The sequence below is a fragment of the Thalassoglobus sp. genome (genome assembly GCF_048270125.1).
GTDB lineage: Bacteria > Planctomycetota > Planctomycetia > Planctomycetales > Planctomycetaceae > Thalassoglobus.
This window is the reverse complement of the sequence record NZ_JBLWTN010000023.1, coordinates 18,354-36,995: the sequence shown is the minus strand read 5'-3', so window position 1 is coordinate 36,995 and position 18,642 is coordinate 18,354. Positions and strand designations below refer to the sequence as shown.

The 18,642-nt window shown below is 50.8% G+C and carries 14 protein-coding genes; 6 read left to right on the top strand and 8 right to left on the bottom strand.

The genetic code is table 11. The features are described from left to right. Positions 1–38 precede the first annotated feature (38 nt). Together ACN0YR_RS19600 and ACN0YR_RS19595 are read left to right on the top strand one after the other, a co-directional pair. Positions 39–719 carry a potassium channel family protein gene (locus tag ACN0YR_RS19600; RefSeq protein WP_417850908.1) on the top strand — a complete coding sequence of 227 codons (681 nt, stop codon included), beginning with the start codon at positions 39–41 and terminating at the stop codon, positions 717–719. 69 nt (positions 720–788) lie between these two features. Next, entirely contained in the window at positions 789–1,958 is a 1,170-nt protein-coding gene (locus ACN0YR_RS19595; RefSeq protein ID WP_417850907.1) for a hypothetical protein, read from the top strand. Positions 1,959–1,969: 11 nt separating this feature from the next. Here the strand turns inward: ACN0YR_RS19595 and ACN0YR_RS19590 are convergent, their stop codons facing one another. Continuing rightward, the gene (locus ACN0YR_RS19590; RefSeq protein ID WP_417850906.1) at positions 1,970–3,181 is read right to left on the bottom strand and encodes a GIY-YIG nuclease family protein; all 1,212 of its coding nucleotides are present in this window, start codon (positions 3,179–3,181) and stop codon (positions 1,970–1,972) included. 334 nt (positions 3,182–3,515) lie between these two features. Here ACN0YR_RS19590 and ACN0YR_RS19585 point away from each other — a divergent pair, with 334 nt between their 5' ends. The 3 genes from ACN0YR_RS19585 to ACN0YR_RS19575 are packed head-to-tail and all read left to right on the top strand — an operon-like array spanning position 3,516 to position 6,502. Continuing rightward, complete coding sequence (locus ACN0YR_RS19585) at positions 3,516–4,568, top strand: Gfo/Idh/MocA family protein (RefSeq protein WP_417850905.1); 1,053 nt, start codon at positions 3,516–3,518, stop codon at positions 4,566–4,568. A gap of 12 nt (positions 4,569–4,580) precedes the next feature. Continuing rightward, the gene (gene murD, locus ACN0YR_RS19580) at positions 4,581–5,981 is read left to right on the top strand and encodes a UDP-N-acetylmuramoyl-L-alanine--D-glutamate ligase (protein WP_417850904.1); all 1,401 of its coding nucleotides are present in this window, start codon (positions 4,581–4,583) and stop codon (positions 5,979–5,981) included. A gap of 23 nt (positions 5,982–6,004) precedes the next feature. Then, complete coding sequence (locus ACN0YR_RS19575; protein ID WP_417850903.1) at positions 6,005–6,502, top strand: MOSC domain-containing protein; 498 nt, start codon at positions 6,005–6,007, stop codon at positions 6,500–6,502. A gap of 111 nt (positions 6,503–6,613) precedes the next feature. Here the strand turns inward: ACN0YR_RS19575 and ACN0YR_RS19570 are convergent, their stop codons facing one another. The 4 genes from ACN0YR_RS19570 to ACN0YR_RS19555 all read right to left on the bottom strand — a co-directional run bounded on the left by ACN0YR_RS19570 (position 6,614) and on the right by ACN0YR_RS19555 (position 12,467). Further along, the gene (locus ACN0YR_RS19570) at positions 6,614–7,978 is read right to left on the bottom strand and encodes a hypothetical protein (protein WP_417850902.1); all 1,365 of its coding nucleotides are present in this window, start codon (positions 7,976–7,978) and stop codon (positions 6,614–6,616) included. A gap of 13 nt (positions 7,979–7,991) precedes the next feature. Beyond that, a complete protein-coding gene (locus ACN0YR_RS19565) occupies positions 7,992–9,017 on the bottom strand; it encodes a 2-oxoacid:ferredoxin oxidoreductase subunit beta (protein WP_417850901.1) in 1,026 nt (341 codons plus the stop codon). Positions 9,018–9,163: 146 nt separating this feature from the next. Next, positions 9,164–11,065 carry a 2-oxoacid:acceptor oxidoreductase subunit alpha gene (locus ACN0YR_RS19560; RefSeq protein ID WP_417850900.1) on the bottom strand — a complete coding sequence of 634 codons (1,902 nt, stop codon included), beginning with the start codon at positions 11,063–11,065 and terminating at the stop codon, positions 9,164–9,166. A 514-nt stretch (positions 11,066–11,579) separates the two neighbouring features. After that, positions 11,580–12,467, bottom strand: coding sequence for an NAD(+)/NADH kinase (locus ACN0YR_RS19555; RefSeq protein WP_417850899.1), 888 nt, complete (start codon positions 12,465–12,467; stop codon positions 11,580–11,582). Between the two features lie 142 nt (positions 12,468–12,609). On the opposite strand from ACN0YR_RS19555, the gene ACN0YR_RS19550 reads away from it, so the two are divergent. After that, positions 12,610–13,245 carry a hypothetical protein gene (locus ACN0YR_RS19550; protein ID WP_417850898.1) on the top strand — a complete coding sequence of 212 codons (636 nt, stop codon included), beginning with the start codon at positions 12,610–12,612 and terminating at the stop codon, positions 13,243–13,245. Positions 13,246–13,355: 110 nt separating this feature from the next. Here ACN0YR_RS19550 and ACN0YR_RS19545 read toward each other — a convergent pair whose 3' ends face one another. The 3 genes from ACN0YR_RS19545 to ACN0YR_RS19535 form a co-directional block, all read right to left on the bottom strand. Continuing rightward, a complete protein-coding gene (locus ACN0YR_RS19545) occupies positions 13,356–15,575 on the bottom strand; it encodes a hypothetical protein (protein WP_417850897.1) in 2,220 nt (739 codons plus the stop codon). Continuing rightward, a complete protein-coding gene (locus ACN0YR_RS19540; RefSeq protein WP_417850896.1) occupies positions 15,575–17,500 on the bottom strand; it encodes a vWA domain-containing protein in 1,926 nt (641 codons plus the stop codon). The genes ACN0YR_RS19545 and ACN0YR_RS19540 overlap by 1 nt, the downstream gene beginning before the upstream one ends. A 238-nt stretch (positions 17,501–17,738) precedes the next feature. Further along, positions 17,739–18,638 (bottom strand): DUF58 domain-containing protein, encoded by a 900-nt coding sequence (locus ACN0YR_RS19535; protein WP_417850895.1) that lies wholly within the window; start codon positions 18,636–18,638, stop codon positions 17,739–17,741. Positions 18,639–18,642: the final 4 nt, after the last annotated feature.

Below are 18,642 nucleotides of genomic sequence, written 5' to 3'. Positions count from 1 at the left end.
TCGAATCAACCGCAGATCAATTTCAGTGAGACATCCACATGAGAAAAATTGCCGTGATAGGCCTCGGAAGATTTGGAATGGCACTCGCAAAGACGCTCTCTGCCAGCGGTGTGCAGGTCGTCGCGATTGATCGGGACGGCAAGTCTGTCAACGAAATCAAGGACGACGTCGACATCGCTGTCCGGGGAGATAGCACGGATCAGGCAGTGTTGCTCAGCCAGGATTTGGATAAAGTTGACGTGTGTGTCATCGCCATTGGGGAACAGTTTGAGTCCGCATTGCTGACGACGGTTCTGGCCAAGCAAATCGGAATCCCTGAAGTCATCTGCCGTGCCCAGTCAGAATTCCATGCGGAAATCTTCCAGAAAATTGGTGCTGACAAGATCATTCAGCCTGAAAAAGTTTCCGGTGAAAGCCTTGCCCGACAACTCTCAAATCCGCAACTGGTTGACTTTATTCAACTGGCTGACGGATTCACACTGATGGAATTCCGAGCTCCAAAAACATTCCATGGGAAATCGATTCGTGAACTTGCCTTGAGAAATCGCTACGAAGTGAACCTTGTTGTGATTCGCAGAGAAGTTGCAGGGAAAACGGACCCCGAAGAAGCTCCTGTTCTGGAAACAATCTTTCCTTACGCAGATGAGGAACTCCGCGAAAACGACATCCTTGTCGTGGTCGGCAGCGATGAAGCGCTCACTCGACTTCCTCGGGAATGATCGGCTGTTCCACAGTTCTCTCAATCGTCATTCGTCGCACTCTCAAACTCATTCGAGACTATCAACGACATGCAATTTCACAAAACGCCCCTGCTGCTTTTCTTGATGTTCATTCTGTTGGGGGATGTTCAAGTTACTGCCGAACCAAGAACCTGGGATGGAAAGCATTCGATTGAAAAGATCGAAGTCCGCGTTGTTTACTTTGTTCCCAAAGATCGTCATCCACTACGTGACTGGAAAGCCCGTGCGGACTACTACTGCAAGCGGATCGAGCAGTTTCATCAACGGGAATACGGTGGGCAGTCGGTCCTGATAACCGTATTGGAAGCAGCTCCGTTGGTTTCAGAGTTGACGACTGACCAGCTTCGTGAGGGTGACGCCGACGTGATTTTCTTCAAGACGCTTCTTGAAGCAGATCGACGATTAGAATTTGCCCAGAACGAAAGTGCCGCATTTCCGATTTTGCTCGTTCTGTCCGAGATCAACTGGCGACCTTTAGACGATTTTTATCGACTCGTTCCGGACGACGCAGGCTTCAAATTTGAGGGAAATTACAACGAGCAACAGCACTTTCCCGGAGCCGCTTCTGGAGGCGCCAGGGCAACCTATCTCGCCGACCAGCGAAAAGGTTGGGGACTGGTCAGTGCCGGTGGATGGCGAGTTCCCTACCGGGGAAGCGATTGCGTGGTCTATCACGAAGGAGTCGGCCATACGGTTGGGCTTCCGCATCCAGAACCGGGTAACGGATCGGTCATGAGCATGGGGCAATACCGCGGATGGCTTAATGAGTCCTGGCTCGATCGAGAGCAAAAACTTCACATGAACTGGAATCCTGAACAGCACGCAGAGCCATCACCGCAATTGAAACTCTTCAGCGAGTTTCATGCAATTGTCCAACCACTCGTTCCACAACCGGAACAAGAGGTTTCACTCAAATTCAACTGGCCTGAGGGAGTCGGCATCAAGGAGGTTAAAATTCAGATTCAAACAGACCTCAACGGGCCTTGGGTTCAGGTTCCGAACGAGATTCAGGGTGTCGGTGTGAAAGAAGCTCAACTCATTTCGATCGGAGCATTCGATCGTCCAACACCGGTCAGCTACCGAATCGATGCCACACTTGAAGATGGGCGAACAGCAGAACTTTGGGGATACTTTCAAGTCCGAAACGATAAAGATGAACTCCCGGTTCCGGTGAACTTAAGTGTTGATCTTCTTCCCCCTTCGCAACAATTGAAGTGACTCTTTGAGCTTCAGGACGCTTTTCGTTTGTTGGCGTTCAGTCGCTTTAATGCTTGCGTGAGTGAGAATTGCTTTTGCGTTTCGTCGCTCTCTTTTTGAAACCAGCGAAACAGAATTCGCGCAGCTTCAAAGTCTCCCGGTTCTGAAACGTTTCGTTTGGCTGACTCTCCGCTGAGCTGTTTTCGTGAAGTCTCGATCATCGACGCAACCTGGGTTCGATCCTCCGTCTCTTTCGGAGTTGGAACGACATCGACAATAATTCCACGCACGACAATGACCCAAAGTTCGGCCTGCGACAGTTCACACTGAACGGGGTAAATGAAATTTGCTCGGCTGCTCCAGTCGTGAAAACGTCGTAAGTGATCATTTACGTAGCGAAACCCTTTGGTGCGATCTCGAAGCCTGGCAGCCAATTCAAACTGGCGATTCAGCGCAACTTTCGTCATCTCCTCTTCGATCTGGCTAAACACTTTTTGAGAGCGACCGCTGAGAAAACTCTTGGCACTTTTGAACGCCCGCTGATATTTCCCTTCGGTGCAGGAACCAAGACAGGGAGCAAGACAAGTCTTCAATTCCGCTCGCATGCACGTAATCGGAACTGTGTCAGGAGCCTGTTTGTCTCCGTTGAAATACATCGCTGTCCGCTTGGGGCAATCTCGTAAGCCGAACTGAATATTGAGTTCTTCAACAGCGGACTTTGTTAATTGGTTTACGGGGACCGGTCCCCAGATGCCCGCATGCTGTTTCGGGATTTCGGTCACCATCTGAAACGATTCCGCAGTCTGCTGGGTGGCGACGATGTAGCCAACTTTCATCTGCACAGGATGTCCTTGAACATTGATCATCGGACGGAACCGGCGAATCAATTCTCGTTCACGAAGTCGGGCCAGCAACGGATGCGGAAACGGTTGCCACAAAAATCCGACAGCTGTGCGACGAATCCAGGATTCCTTCTTGCGTTTGGTGGTCGATGAGAAATATGTCTGCAATCGCTTGGGAAGTTGTTTCGACATCCCCACATAAACGACATGCCCTTGAGCATTGACCATCGCGTAGACGCCGGGATATTCCGGGAAACTGGATCGGACCCGCTCACGCATACTGCGGAGAGTCCCGTGAAATGAAAACCAGTTCACGTCACTTGAAACCGCTGCCCATCCACATTCGTCGAACATGGAGGTCAACTGCGGAAGAGTCTCCACATTGACTTGCTTCCTTGCCATTTCGGGAGGTCCTTTCCCTGCTTTCGTCGAGACTTAAAGCGAATAGTTTTTTGATCCATGCGGAATATAACGAAATGTCTGTCATTTTGTTCAGTGAATTTTCCTGATTCTCCGGTTCTTCTGAACAAGACTCCCTGCAGCTTCCAAAAGTCGATACTATCCCAGCGAATTATTATGCAGGGATTGGCCTGCCTCAATTTGCAATAATATCGAAACTCTCCTTTGCAGATTTTGATACGATTCTCGCGTCAGTTTGTCTGGTTCTGTCTCGAGAGATGAATATTTAGAAGATCAGACGACTATCACCGCGGACACTATAAAGGCGTGCTTGGCTATGTCAGAATCAATTCGTATCGGGCTTATTGGAGCGGGTGAAAATACTCGCGTGCGTCACATCCCCGGTCTTCAGGCGATTGACGGGGTCGAGATCACAGCTGTCGCGAACAGTACCGCAGAATCGAGTCAACGCGTCGCTGACGAGTTCGGCATCCCGCAAACTATCGGGACCTGGCAAGAGCTGGTCGCGTCTCCCGAAATCGATGCCGTTGTCATTGGAACCTGGCCGAATCTCCATTGCGAAGTCACTTGTGCCGCTCTGGAAGCAGGTAAGCATGTTCTGACCGAAGCCCGCATGGCCAGAAATCTCGCCGAAGCAAATCAGATGCTGGAAGCGTCCAAGGCTCACCCAGAGCTTGTCGCACAAGTCGTCCCCAGTCCATTTGGACTTGAGTGCGGTCCAGCAATTACAAGCTTGCTGAAGGCTCATTTTCTTGGGGACCTTCGTGAGGCCATCGTCCTGGGAGCCAACGACCAGTTCTGGGACTACAGCAAACCGCTGCATCCGCGACAAGATGCCGAACTCAGCGGGAAGAACACACTTGCACTCGGCATCCTGCATGAATCGTTGATGCGATGGGCTCCCGAGCCTGTGCAAGTCTTCGCTCAGGCAGAACTCTTTGAGCCGACACGTCCTCTTCCTGAAGAGAACTGTTTTGTCGATGTTGGTGTCCCTGACAGCTTGCAAATCGTGGCGGAACTCAAAGGTGGTGTTCGCTGCATGTACCACCTCAGCGGTGTCACCCTGTTTGGACCGGGAATGCAGATCCATCTTTACGGCAGCCGAGGAACCATCAAAGTTGAATTTGTCGACGGTCAAGAGAAAGTCTCATGCGGCCGTGCGGATGACAAAGAGTTGCAAATCATGGAAATTCCAGAGGAAGAAAAAGGTTCCTGGAATGTCGAGCAGGACTTCGTTGACGCGATTCGTGGAAATAAAAAAGTGACGCTGACGGACTTCAGAACTGGCGTCAAATATATGGAATTTGTCGAAGCCGTTTCGCGAAGTGCTGAAGCGAACGCTCCTGTGCCCCTTCCTCTCGAGTCGTAACCCGCAAAACTCATGACATCTTCTGCTTCCGAATTCGTTGGCAAACGAGTGACCGTAATGGGGCTCGGACGATTCGGTGGAGGAGTTGGCGTGGTCCGTTTTCTATTGCAGCGTGGCGCTGAAGTTACGCTGACAGATCTGCAAACAAAAGAGCAACTCGCAGATTCGCTTTCTCAGATTGATGTCGATCAACTCTCCCAGCTTGTTCTGGGAGAACATCGCGAAGTGGACTTTGCAAATGCCGATTTGGTCGTGGTGAATCCGGGCATTGCGATTCATGAAAATCGATTCACGAAGGTCGCTCTGAATCGAGATGTTCCTGTTACAACCGAGATGAACCTCTTCTGGGAACGTTGCCGGGCGAGGAAAATGATTGTCACAGGGACTGTGGGAAAGTCGACAACGACGGCACTCATTCATCATCTACTCAGTACCAATGGTGTCGCCTGTCGAGTCGGTGGGAATATCGGGATCAGCCTGCTTCCTGACGTGGAGTCCATCTCTCCGGATGAATGGGTCATTCTCGAGCTGAGCAGCTTTCAGTTGGAACACCTTGCTGCTTTGAAGCCTCGGGCTGAAGTGGCAGTGATTACCAACTTCGCTCCCAATCATCTCGACTGGCATGGTGACTTGGACAGCTACCGCACTGCGAAGCAACAGGCACTCAACTGGCAACTCCCCGAGGACGTCTCCGTACTTCACGAAAGTTTACGCGATTGGGAAACTTACGGAGATCGAGTTCTCTTTGGAACTGAATGTTCGGCAGGTTCAGCGTCTGTTTCTCTGGAACAAGATCGCTTCGTTATCAATCTCGCCGGGAACGAACAAGAGATTCATTTCCGATCACTTCCTGCTTCGCTCAATCCACCGCATCAAAGATTGAACATCGCCGCGAGCGTCGCTGCCGTCTGTTCTCGATTCTCAATTCCGCTGAATAAAATTCAGCAAAGTTTGAATTCGTTTCACCAGTTGCCTCACCGACTAGAAGATGTTGCCACAGCGGGCGGCGTGAAATTTCTCAATGACTCAAAAGCAACAACACCGGAAGCAACGCTGGCTGCTTTGCATTCCATCGATTCCCCCTTCGTGCTCATTGCCGGTGGGAAAAGTAAAAATGTCGATCTGAGTTCTCTCTGCCAAGCCATTTCGAAGCGAGCCAAAGCAGTCGCCCTCATCGGTGAAACCGGTCCCCACATGGCAGAAATGATCAGCCATGCGGACCGATCCGTTGAATTGATCGTCGTCGAGACTTTGCCGGAAGCATTCACTTGGGCCGTTCAACGAGTGGACTCGGAAGGGACAGTATTATTCTCACCCGCTTGCAGTAGCGGCTCACAGTTTGCAAATTACGCACAGCGGGGCGAAGTCTTCCGTCACCTTGTTCAAAGCCATGTGATGAATTTGCCTTTCTGAAACCGAACGAAAAGGGACAAACAATGTTACACCAGTTACTCCAAACTGTTCCGCAAGTCGGCAAGCTGGAATGGATCGGTCTGTCGTCTCGGTCACAATCGGTGATTCAACCCGTTAAACAAGTTGAAGTACGCGTCGATACCGGATTGGTCGGAGATTATCACAGCGAACACAAACCAGGTGGCGAGCGGCAAGTTACGATGTTTCAGCATGAACATCTTTCTGTGGTTGCGCAACTCCTGAACAATCGAGAAGTGAAGCCCGAATTGCTGCGTCGAAATCTGGTCATATCGGGGATCAATCTGGCATCGTTAAAGAAGCAGCGATTCCGCATTGGAGATGTTGTGTTCGAGGGGACCGGGGATTGTGCTCCCTGCTCACGGATGGAGAGAAATTTGGGAGAAGGAGGGTTTCAAGCGATGCGCGGTCACGGTGGACTGACTTCGCGAGTTCTGTCGGGAGGGACGATTCATATCGGTGATGACGTCGTCTTTCTCGGCGAAAAGTCCGACAGCGACTGAAATGCCTGGTGACTCCACGAGCTGAATCGGGGCAAACCCCAGACTCACAACGTCACAAAAAAATGATTCGAAGGGGGATCGAAGAGAGCGATCACCTCCCAATTCGTGCAGTCACCCCATGTGGATTCTATTTCTCACAGACTGATTTTTCCGGTCTGAATCTCCGTGTCTCTGAACCTCGGTAGTTTCTTCTTTTTGCTCCGCGTCAGGTTGTTGCAGCGGGATAAGCCAGAAAGCGGCACTTACTCGTCCGAGCCAGGAGATAAGAAAGATCAACTGGTATGAGCGAAGCTCTGAAAGGGTTGAGCTCTGTAACAACTCCTGCAACCAAAGCCCTCCCAGCAATCCTGCGAATCCAGCAACGAGCCCGCTCCCTTGTCGCGACAGGCTGATGTGCAAGGTGTTGTCACCAGATGGTGCCAACTTGAGAGTGAGGTTCTGCAAGGCGAGGTTCACAAACCCAAAGCCACCCCAAAGTACATACGCCCCGGCTGCCATCCATTTTGTCTCGGGAGTGGCTGCCATCCAGAAGAACATGGCGAAGCTCACGCCGATCAGGCTCCAAATCAAAACTTGACGATCCCGGCCTCGGTCACACAGTAATCCGGCGTACCAGGATGTTGCCATTTGCAGGCTAAGCATTGCTGCCAGAAGAATGTAATATTCATTGAGGCTGATCTTCAGGAGGTCCACGCTGAACTTGAAGATTACCGCTTGTGTGAGCCCCTGAAAGAAGGCGAGCCACCATCTTGACGCGAGCAGCCAGCCGAACTGACTACGAAACAGAGAGACCCAATTTCCCCAAGTCCGGCCCTTCTGCTTTGGCTGAATACGAATCGTACAGTCTGGAATCCATAGCATTGGAATAATGGAAAGCATGACCAGCGCAGCTCCGACGATAAAGATGGCGGCGAAGCTGCGAGTTTTCCAAACTTCGGGCAACTCATTGATCCATGCTTTTCTGGCGAGTCCAGCACTGATTGGAACAATGATCGCGATCGACAGAGAAGCAATTTTCCGCTTGGCGAAGAATCGTCCCCAGTTCATTTCCGGAACCAGATCACTGAGCCAGGAGATGTAGCTGCAATAGGCGATCCCTTGCAAGAGATGCCAAACAGCGACCGCGCCAAGAATCAAAACCGATGCGAACTTCGAGTCTTCATCGAAAAGCAAGGTTGCCGGGATGAGTAACGCTGCAATCCGCGCCAGCATCAAGCAGGAAACCCACAACCATTTTCGACTCTTTACAAGCCTTAGGATTCGACGCGTGAACAGGCTGAGGGCTTCGCAGGATTCCGGGGCAATTTGGAGGGCCGCTAAAAGTAATGGCGACGACCGAAACGCACTGAATTCATAGACGAAATAATAGAGGGACCCGCCCGTCGTCAGCGAATTCCCCGCAGTGAAGAGCATTTGACTGATGACGACAGATTTGGTGATGAACGCGATCGACGGTGAGGACTTTGAAGGCGGCAAATCAACGTCGAACTTACTTCGCCTTCACGTCCCAGGTGTCTCCGGAATTGAACAGCGCTTCCAGATCGGCTGTCCCTTGTTCCATACATTGTTTGAATTGGCGGTCGACTTCGCCATCGTAAGTTGGGCGATCAATACTGCGGAAGATGCCCATTGGCTCGGGTGAATTTGGCCAGCGCATTTGAGCCAGTCGGAATGCCGGTGTCGGATCGTCAGAGGATTCATCGTGGAAGAGTAAATCATCTTCCTTGACGTCGCTGAGATTCACAACTTCCGGGTTACCAGCTCCAGTCAGGCGGATTCCCTTGTCTCGATCATTTCCATAGATGAGTGGTTTACCGTTTTCCAGATAGATGCAGTTTTCCTGCTTCTGGTCTTTCTTAGTGGCAAACTCAAAGGCTCCGGAATTGAAGACGTTGCAGTCCTGGTAAACTTCAACAAAGGCAGACCCTTTATGCCGGGCAGCTCGTTCGAGCACCATGGTCAAGTGTTTGATGTCAACATCGGCACTGCGAGCCACAAATGTCGCCCCTGCTCCGATCGCCACGGAGAGCGGGTTGAGTGGGCGGTCGACTGAACCGAACGGTGTACTTTTGGTTTTCTTACCCAGTGGGCTGGTCGGTGAATACTGACCTTTCGTGAGCCCATAGATCTGGTTGTTGAACATGATGATTTTCAGGTCAACATTCCGTCGCAGAGCATGCAGCAAATGGTTTCCGCCGATGGAAAGCGCGTCTCCGTCACCGGTAATCACAAAGACAGTCAGTTCCGGGCGGGCAACTTTCAACCCTGTGGCAATCGCCGGTGCTCGTCCATGGATACTGTGCATTCCGTATGTCGACATGTAATACGGGAAGCGGCTGGAACATCCGATTCCTGAGACGAATACGATGTCCTCTTTCGGAATGCCCAGTGTTGGCAATACTTTCTTCATCTGAGCGAGAATCGAGTAATCGCCGCACCTTGGACACCAGCGAATTTCCTGATCGCTCGCGAAATCTTTTTGAGTCAATACTGGAAGACTTGTATCAGCTGACATCGTAATACACCTAAGTAATCAAACTTGTATCAGTAAAAAGCAAACGGCAACGTAAACTTATTCGTTCTCACAAAGCTCTGAACATGTGATCGAAAGTCAATGGAATCACAACGGTCTCAAAGGATTCGTGATGGCTTCTTCAACTGTTAACTTTCCAGAACCTCATCAATCTTTGCACACAATTCCCCGATCAGGAACGGCTTTCCTTTCACTTTGCTGAAGCTGACCGCATCAACAAGGTACAGGCCTCGCAAAATCATCCACATTTGCCCGGCGTTGAGTTCCGGAATGAGGACTTTTTTGTAGTTCTTCAGGATCGTTCCCAGGTTTTTGGGGAAGGGGTGAATGTACTGCAGATGGCAATGAGCCACCGATTTCCCTTGTCGACGGGATTCCATGCAGGCGGACTTCACTGCTCCGTAGGTTCCGCCCCAACTGACAACCAGCAAATCACCTGATTCTGGTCCTTCAACTTCTTGCTCAGGAATCGTCTCAGCGATGTTCATGATTTTCTGAGCACGAATGCGAGTCATGTTGTCGTGGTTGTCTGGATCGTACGAAACGTTTCCTGAACCATCTGCTTTTTCCAACCCACCCAAGCGGTGTTCCAGCCCCGGAGTTCCGGGAACTGCCCAAGGACGGACAAGGTTTTTGTCTCGCAAATATGGGAGGAATCCATCTCCGTTTCCGTTGGATTCTTGAGGGTGCGAAATTTTCACTTTACGGAGATCTGAAATGGCTGGGATTTTCCAGGGCTCAGCTCCGTTAGCGATATAGCCATCCGTCATCAGGAAGACAGGGGTCATGAATTCAACGGCAATCCGGACAGCTTCCTGTGCCATCTGAAAGCAGTCGGCAGGAGAGCGTGCTGCGATGACCGGCATCGGGCAGTCTCCATTTCGTCCGAAATAGCTCAAAAAGAGATCGGACTGTTCGGTTTTCGTGGGGAGTCCTGTACTGGGGCCACCACGCTGAACGTTGACGATGATCATTGGAAGTTCAGTGATCACACCAAGGCCGATTCCTTCACCCTTGAGCGCGATCCCGGGACCACTACTGGCAGTGACTGCTAACGCTCCGCCGAAGGCTGCTCCGACAACTGAGGTGATCGCTGCGATTTCGTCTTCTGCTTGAAACGTTTTGATGCCAAAGCGTTTCAGCTTGGAGAGTTCATGCAGAATGTCACTTGCCGGTGTGATTGGATACCCGCCGTAGAACAGTTCTACTTCAGCGAGCTTGGCGGCAGCTGCTAAACCCATTGCAACAGCTTCGTTCCCGGTGATCTTTCGATAGCGTCCCGGTTCAAGTTCCGCGGAGGGAACTTCATAGTGAACGGTAAACTGTTCCGTCGAAAATCCGTAGTTGTAACCAGCTTTGAGTGCTCGCAAGTTGGCTTCGACGATACTGGGGTGTTTGGCAAATTTTTCTTTTACCCAATCTTCGGTCGGTGTGGAGTCGCGATCGTAAAGCCAGAACACGAGTCCGAGTGCGAAGAAGTTCTTACACCGATCTGCTTCACGGACCGTCAAGCCGAGTCCTTCGACAGAATCCCGCGTTAAGCGAGTCATCGGGACTTTGTGGACACGAAACGCAGCCAAGTTTCCGTCTACGTCATCCAGCGGGTTTGAATCGTAGTGGGCTTTTTGCAGGTTCCCCTTGTCGAAGGCATCTTCATTGACGATGAGCGTGCCACCTCGCTGAAGGTCCTCCAGATTTGTTTTCAGAGCCGCCGGATTCATGGCCACCAAAGTGTTGACCTCGTCCCCCGGAGTGAAGACCTCTCCACTTGAGAAACAGACCTGGAAACCACTCACTCCGAATAAGGATCCAGCGGGCGCACGAATTTCCGCAGGGAAGTCAGGCAATGTACTGACGTCGTTACCGAAGACTGCGGAGACATTCGTAAACTGGGTTCCTGCCAATTGCATTCCGTCTCCGGAATCACCACAAAATCGGATGACGACCGATTCCATCGTTTGCAAAGTTTTCGCGTCAGCGGAACCCGCTGGTTGACCGTTGGTCTTGGATGCAGAACTCTCAGAAGACATTATCGAGTTACTCCTCGGTAGAACTCCGCAAGTAGGAAAAACCTATTGGGAGGGATCTCGGATGAGAAACATTGAGATCAAGAATTTTGTATTGATAAATCAACGAATGGATCGGAATCAGAGGTGAGCCACCAATGATTTGAATCAGGAAACGCAACAAATGAATATGTATTTGGCTAAACATGATCTTGGGCAAAATCTTGGCTTGCCCTTCGAATCGTAAAGTTGAATGTTTCAAAGAGTTCATTCCGAGACGAAACTTACTGAAACTCTTTCGCGTTTCTCGCGTCTGTGAAGAATGTCCTTCATGAGCTGAAAGATTGTGCCCCACAAGACAGTACGCATTCATCATTTCCTAAAATGCTCTAGACCCGCAGTTTGTCGTCAAGCTGAACTAATAGTTATTCTTACAGTTCATCGAAACAAATCAAAGACCTTGATTGAAGAAACAGCCAGAGTTGAACTGTTTTCTCAGATTCAAGCAAAATCGGCTGGTCAAGCTGTTGACTTTGAGTCAATCATCTGCTGTCCCCTCCCCGATTCGACCTCTTTGGTATCTCGGTTGACCATCCCATCCCAGTTTACGATGCAATGTTTGATAAAAACGATGCCCCTCGACCCGGACAAGCTGGAACGAAACATTCGCTTCCCGGATCGTAACGACATCACCTGATTCGAACGGAACCTTGATCTGTCCATCGATAACGAGCATCACTCCTTCAGGAACGCTGGGCGCTGTGATTCGATATTCTGCATCAGCCCGGTCGACAATCGGTCGTACGGTCAGTGTGTGCGGGCAAATCGGAGTGACCACGAATGCCCGAAGATCCTGACGCAGGATGGGCCCCCCAGCTGAAAGATTGTGTGCGGTCGAGCCGACAGGCGTACTGATAATCAGCCCGTCTCCGCTGTACGTGGTGACGGGAACTCCATTAATCGCGAGTTCCACATCAATCAGCGACAGCGACGCCCCTGAAAGTAGAGCTGTTTCATTCAGCCCCAGATAGCGTTCACTTGCTCCAGATACTTTTCGATGATGACATTCGAACATCAAGTGTGAATAGACTTGAAATTTTCTGTTCGCGAGTTCATCAAGGATTTCTGGCAATGCCTCCTGAGAAAGGTCTGCCAGAAAGCCCAATCTTCCCAAGTTAACACCGAGTATCGGGATTTGAGTCACCCCGAACCAGCGGCAGGCACGGAGGATCGCCCCGTCACCACCTACAACGAAAGCGACCTCTGCATCGATGTCCTCATATGCATCGTCGTTCGCTGTCAGTGTCGCGACAAGTTCAATTCCAGCGTGCTGTGTGAGTAACTCACAGAGTGCTCGCTGAGCGACTTGCACATGATCCGACTGGTCACGAGCCACAACAAGTACTCTGAGTGGAGGTGGAGACATTTCTGAATGAATCTCGAAATTGACTTGAACGGTGGTCAGTCGGGTGTGGTAAACTGTGGAACTCGAACCAAACCTGAAACAATTCTTTCGGGCATTAACAGAAGAGCAGAATGTACCGCACTCACTCTACCAAGTTTGAATAATGTCGGACTACCTCACATCGCAAATCTTTCCAAAAGCAGTCGCAGAGCACGCATGCAAATGTTCTCGACCTGTTTTGGTCCTGCCGGTGTTGGTGCTCTTTGCGATTTCTCAAGCCGCGAGCGCAGAGGATACAATTCGAACAGAGCAACAGAGTTCACTTCAGGATGTCACCGCGCAAATCACGGAACTCTCTCGAAAGAGGCTTGCGATTCTCGAAGCTGATGGCGTCACTCGGGAAAGCTTAACTGCTCAGGAAAAACTGATTGAAGCGCTCGAACAATTTATCTCACAGTCCGCTGGTAAACAGTCCAGTACGGGCCAAACCCCGATGAACTCCGACGGCCAAGGCGATTCGGGAAAGACTGCAGGGAATTCAGAGCAATCCGGGAACGCGGGAATGGCCCCGCGAGATCATCAGAACCAACCAGCTGAAGTTGAGGATCTCAAGGCTCCTTCAAATCTGGTCGATTCCGTTTGGGGACATTTGCCTGAACAGGAACGAAACGACTTGCTCCGAACTTACAGCGAATCATATCTTCCCGGATACGAAGAACGGGTCCGAAGATACTTTGAGCAACTCGCTAAACTTCGCCGCCGTGATCAGACAGACAAGCCAGCACTCCCGAGCAATTGAAGCATTTTGCTCTACCATGTGCCGGTGAAGAACGCGTTTCATCAATATAATTGCTGTTCGCCACGAGGCAGAACCTGCACACCAATTCGAAAGATGTAGAGCAGTTTGTTCTACAGTTTGCCTTTGATGTACTGCCGGTAAATGTTCCAGACGTTTCCATCTTGAACGGCAATCAGAAGCACCCAAGCCTTCTTTTCAGACGTATCAAGGATCGGCAGGTCTTCAAGGAAGTCGTCGCACTTTGGGGAAAGTTGCGACACCACAGAGTAGATGCCCGATTGTTCGCTGTAGGTGGAATCTTGCAGGAAGTCCTGACGTTGCCTCTGTGGAGAGTTCATGCCAGGCAGGTCCAACCTGCTCTCGTCGTAATACGGATCTTGGAAGATTTCTCCATGCCCCAGAAGCACAATCTTTTCGGAAAAGTTGTGCAAATCGTAGGCGCCTGGAGATGGACGTGGACGTAAAAACATCGCGTGGACATTCTTTCCAAAAGCTGCCTGAATTCTTCGCGTGAGTTCCAGGTAACTGTCTCGATCTTCTGGATTTACTGGGAGTGTCCAGTCAAATCGACTTGGTTCGGGAGTCGGTTTTGTCGAGATCCGCAGTTTTCGGGTCATTCTGGGAGACCATTTATGGACCTGTTCCACAAGTTGTGCCTCGCTGGGGAAACGACCACGGAAGAGTGGCGGGGCTTCCTCAATGGTCTCACCCGGTCGAGGTCCATATTGAGCAGTGTAGTCGGGACTGATTCCTAGCCGAAATGGGTTGATCGGGGTCAGTAACTCTTGCTTGGCCTCCACGAAACGGATTCCTCCCGACCTGGGGACAACGGTCTCGATTTCATTCTCCCGAGCGATCAATCCGTCTGAAGTGATGTCGTGAATGATGACTCGCCCCCCTTCATCTTTGCCCTGCATCGTGCGATTCGCAGCGACGATTGCTCCCACCGTGAAGAGAACTGTGACGACAGGGAAGAAGATCCAGGTCAGCTTCCGGAGTCCTAGTGCCCCCAGAAGGAAGTAATCAAGCGGACCAATCGCGATGATGTAAAGCAAAAGTGTGAGGCCGATCAGCCACAGCGGGAGCATTTGCATTCCGACTGGAAGTGTTTCAGCAAGCAACCCGTTCCCGTAAATTGTTGGAGTCGGGCGAAATCGGCGAAGGAACTGATCGAGGCCGGGGTCGTTGATGTTGCTGAAGTTGATGTTGTCTCGAACGACAGAACGTCGCGCCAGATCGAACGACCAGTTTCCGTCGGTTGAGTGCATCATCAAATCGGTTTGGTCGCTGCGAAGTTTCCATAAGTGTGAAAAAAGTTGTTGACGATCGCTTGGGGAGTACAACTCTGACAGGAGCTGAGAATCTTGACGAACTCCAACCGCGACGCGACCGAAACTGCATCGTCGCAGTAGCAACGTCTCGGTTGAGGCCTTCGCGAACTGCCACGTTCCGTCGCTGAGTTGATACACCAGCGGATCATCTTTGGGAGCGCTGAGAAACTCGTTGAGCAGGTCCGTTTTCTCTGCCGGCAACCTCACCTTCTCTTCAAGAAAGATTGCCACCGAACCGCCCGCACGTGTCCACGCGAGAAGTGCTTCGCCCTGACGGATACTTAATTTCTCAAAAGTTTCTTTAGTTAAAATGACAATATCACTGACACAATGTTCCAGTGCGCTGTTCGGAAAATCTTGTACACTCAACGAACGGGAGAGCGTCACGATCGATTTCTGATTCGGCCGAACAGAGTCGAGGGAGGGCATCCTCTTTTCCAATGCCAACTCCGAACCGAATTCTTTCTGAGTGACATCCAGGCGTTCGTTGTTGAGAGTCCCAATCGTGATCACCATTGATCGGCGACTCGCTCCCGGAAGACGCAGCAACTGCTCGGGGTAGGCGAAGGTTTCGCCTTCTTGTGTTTCGAAGATCGGGTAGAAATCGTAAGCATCCATCCAGACCGCCGAAGAGGGGGGCTGAATGAGGAACTCGTATGTCTGTTCGCCGGGGGGGATGAACAGGTCTTCAAACAGATACGTTGCCACGAGCGCCCCGTTTTGAGAAACCATCCGGAATCTCAATTTTCCCGCCAGCCCTGCTTTGCTTCCAAAGTAGTTGAGGCGCAGCGTGAGAGGGATCGGTCCTCCGCTGCGATTCACGCTTGACGAAATATCAACTTCGATCGTTAACGCAAGTTCTTTCTTTTGAGCGAGACAACAATTTGTAAAGACAGTGCAGAGAAAGAAGCCGACTAAAACAAGCATCAGCGAGAAAGAAACTGACCGCTTGCCCGTCCCGACGAAGAACGATTTCAGAAACTGTCGCTCGATTGACATCAGTCAGGAATTCCCGCTGGCTTCTTCTGGAAGTACCACCATTCGAAGAGTAAGACAAAAAACGCGACCGCTGCAAACCATTCCCAAAGTGGTTTGTCTGTGAGCAACCGCTCGCCTTCAGCTTCAACGGAGAGTTCGTTGAATGTGATTGTGTCGACGGTTTCCAGCCTGGTCTCTGTCGCATTCAGAAGCCCAACGCCGATCTTCGAAACGAGTTCTCCACTTTGGCGAATTTCATACTCACCTGCCATCGTCGCTGAAATTCCCTTGAGGACGCCGTTGTCATCACTGCTTCGGGTTTCATGCTTGCCATCAGGAGATGTGACTCGGTACGCAGTTTTTTTATCGAGTACGAGCCCCGGAAGAACTCCCGTCGAAGGAGCGCGTATTTCGGTTAAGGATGCCCGCTGCATCGCTTCGGTCATGATATTCGCGACAAGAACCGGAAAGCCAACCCGATAAGGGAGCGTGGATCGATCGGTATGAAAAAGGAGGAAGTACTGAACGCGAATCCCGTCGCGTTTGCTGAGAATCAACGGTCCACGATTGCCGTGAGCCAAAATTGTGTAACCGAGCTCTTCAATGTGAAGATCCTCGACCCCTTGATTCTTGACTGGCAACTCGGAGATCACCACCTCCTTCAATTGCACATGTTGTAAAATCTGAGCATCACGCTGCCAGTCAATGACCTCTGCTTGCTGATCTTCAATGGTGATCAGTTCTTTCAAATCGTCCGGGACGACTCCGATTAACACCGAGACGCCGGCCGACTTTTGGGCGTCGGCGGACTTGTCGGAGATCAACAAGTCAAACTCAGCAGCATTCACGCTGCCGTCAGCCAGTGGAAAAACATCAACCCCCTCCAAAGCCTCAAGGGCATGGCGGAATGTTGTGAGTTCACCCGGACAATAGACATCGACATCGCGCCCTTTCGGTAAGTTCAACCAGGCTTGATTGTCGACTTTGATTGCATCGTGTCCGTTCGGTTTGAGAGTCGCTTCGAGAAACTCATCGACCTGAGCATCGACTTTGAAGACCAGACGCTGTGCTTCACCGGGGCCGAGAACAAGATGCTCTTCGCCCACGGTTTCGCCGTTTGCTTTGAGAATGACATCAGTTTCCGTACTTCCCGAAGCAGTCCCTTCGACACGCAGGAACACATCCCAGGTTTCAGGTGTCGCACGACGTGCGTTGAGCGCTGTGATTCCCAGGTTGTTTCCAGCGGGATCGATTTGAAAGAAATCGACTCTGAACGGCAAATCAAAATCGACTTCTGCCATCGGTTTTCCAGTCGCTGGATTCGGCTTCGTCGGCAGGTTTCCATCCGAGTAGAACCGGACCGACTCAATCTCCTGAGTTCGTGAGAGAGCTTGTGCGAGTCGTAATCCATCAACAACATGGCTTGGGACATCCTGAACTTCGAGTTTGGCAAGTGCGTCGCGAAGGATCTGTTTATTGTCTGTGAATTCTGTCAATCGACGAGCAGAAGCTCCGACGGCAATGAGCGTCAATTTCTGATTCGGTAATAATCCATCGACAATTTCCCTGATTTCTTTCTTGGCAAGATCGAGTCGAGTCTCTCCCTTTTCGTCCACACCTCCCATACTCGCAGAGACGTCAACCAGAATTGGCAGGTATGTCAGCTGTTCCGCGTTGCCTCGCAGGTACGGTTGCATCGCTGCGAGAGCAATGAGACACAACAACAGAAGCTGCAGCAGCAACAAAATATTCCGCTTGAACTTCTGAAATGGCGCGTTCACTCGCTGATCGTTGATCACCTGCTGCCATAACGCCAGCGAAGAAATCTCAACACGTGTCCGGCGAAGTTTGAGGAAGTAGAAAATGATCACCGGGATCATGAGTGCGAACAGGATCGCTCCCATGGGATGGAAAAAGCTCGGGATCAAATTCGTCAGCCAGGACATTTAGGAACTAGGGGTTGAGATTTTCGAAGTGGGAAAAATCTTTTCGACAGGATTCAAGTTTATCAGTTTAAGGCATTTTCACGGTTGGCCTTCAGTCATATAGCCACTGGTGAGTCACCGGGACTGAATTGAAAACTGAAGATTTAAAGTAGAACCAGTCCGAAAACCTCTGGAATAGGTGCTTTCCTCAACGTTTGAGAGAGCAACTTCACGTTTCAGGACCAGTTCTAAACATGCTCTAGCGGATCCAGGCGTTTCTAAGGAGTTGATCAAACAGTAGAGTCTTCACAGGGGTTTCACTTGATGTTGATATGAACCGACCGCTTCGCTTGCGGCATTGCGCACCGAGATAGTCTTCCAGTGCTTGTCGATGTTGATGATACAGTCCCAGAAGTTCGCCCACCGAGGAAACATCGAGTGTTGCGTTGCTTTCGGCATCGACAAACCGCATGTCACCGGCGAGTTCCGGGTTCAGTTCCGTTGGGCCAAGAATCTGCAAACCATAGATTTCTAATCCCGATCCATGCAGCAGGTTAAAACTTCGAGAGACATCGCCGTATGTCAAAAAGTCGGAAATCACCACTGCGATTCCTTTTCCGGAATGCTGCTTGAGCACCTCTTCGAGGCATTGTTCGATTGGAATGGAACCGCCCGGTTCTGTTTGTTCAAGGAATTGAAAGAATCGCTTCAGACTGACACGTCCGCTGCACGGTTTCAGAAAAGGAGCCTGACCGCGACCTTGGCCACATGTATAAACACTCACTCGCTCGACACTCATCAGCCCCATCACACCGAGTGCCGCAGCGACTTGACGAGCCAGTTCAAATTTTCCCTCGAACTGCATCGAAGCGGAACTGTCGAGAAGAATTGCAACGTGCATTTCTTCTTCGTGAGCGTACAGCTTCAGGTACGGTTCATTCAGGCGGGAGAAGATATTCCAGTCGATATATCGAATGTCGTCGCCCGGCACATATTCACGGAAGTCGGAGAACTCAATACTCGTTCCCCCTTTGCCGGACATATGCTCACCCCGCATACGATTCGTCCGTCGACGCAACGGGTTCAAACGCATTCGCTCCGCCCGAGCGAGAACATCGTTCGGTAGTAATGTCGTAAATTGATTCGTGACAACTGCCATAAAA

Bases quoted from the DNA above. Each gene is read 5' to 3' on its own strand.
- ACN0YR_RS19550 (WP_417850898.1), top strand. From the start codon at position 12,610: ATGTCGGACTACCTCACATCGCAAATCTTTCCAAAAGCAGTCGCAGAG.
- murD (WP_417850904.1), top strand. From the start codon at position 4,581: ATGACATCTTCTGCTTCCGAATTCGTTGGCAAACGAGTGACCGTAATG.
- ACN0YR_RS19555 (WP_417850899.1), bottom strand. From the start codon at position 12,467: ATGTCTCCACCTCCACTCAGAGTACTTGTTGTGGCTCGTGACCAGTCG.
- ACN0YR_RS19560 (WP_417850900.1), bottom strand. From the start codon at position 11,065: ATGTCTTCTGAGAGTTCTGCATCCAAGACCAACGGTCAACCAGCGGGT.
- ACN0YR_RS19600 (WP_417850908.1), top strand. From the start codon at position 39: ATGAGAAAAATTGCCGTGATAGGCCTCGGAAGATTTGGAATGGCACTC.
- ACN0YR_RS19585 (WP_417850905.1), top strand. From the start codon at position 3,516: ATGTCAGAATCAATTCGTATCGGGCTTATTGGAGCGGGTGAAAATACT.
- ACN0YR_RS19545 (WP_417850897.1), bottom strand. From the start codon at position 15,575: ATGTCAATCGAGCGACAGTTTCTGAAATCGTTCTTCGTCGGGACGGGC.
- ACN0YR_RS19575 (WP_417850903.1), top strand. From the start codon at position 6,005: ATGTTACACCAGTTACTCCAAACTGTTCCGCAAGTCGGCAAGCTGGAA.
- ACN0YR_RS19535 (WP_417850895.1), bottom strand. From the start codon at position 18,638: ATGGCAGTTGTCACGAATCAATTTACGACATTACTACCGAACGATGTT.
- ACN0YR_RS19595 (WP_417850907.1), top strand. From the start codon at position 789: ATGCAATTTCACAAAACGCCCCTGCTGCTTTTCTTGATGTTCATTCTG.
- ACN0YR_RS19590 (WP_417850906.1), bottom strand. From the start codon at position 3,181: ATGGCAAGGAAGCAAGTCAATGTGGAGACTCTTCCGCAGTTGACCTCC.
- ACN0YR_RS19540 (WP_417850896.1), bottom strand. From the start codon at position 17,500: ATGTCCTGGCTGACGAATTTGATCCCGAGCTTTTTCCATCCCATGGGA.
- ACN0YR_RS19565 (WP_417850901.1), bottom strand. From the start codon at position 9,017: ATGTCAGCTGATACAAGTCTTCCAGTATTGACTCAAAAAGATTTCGCG.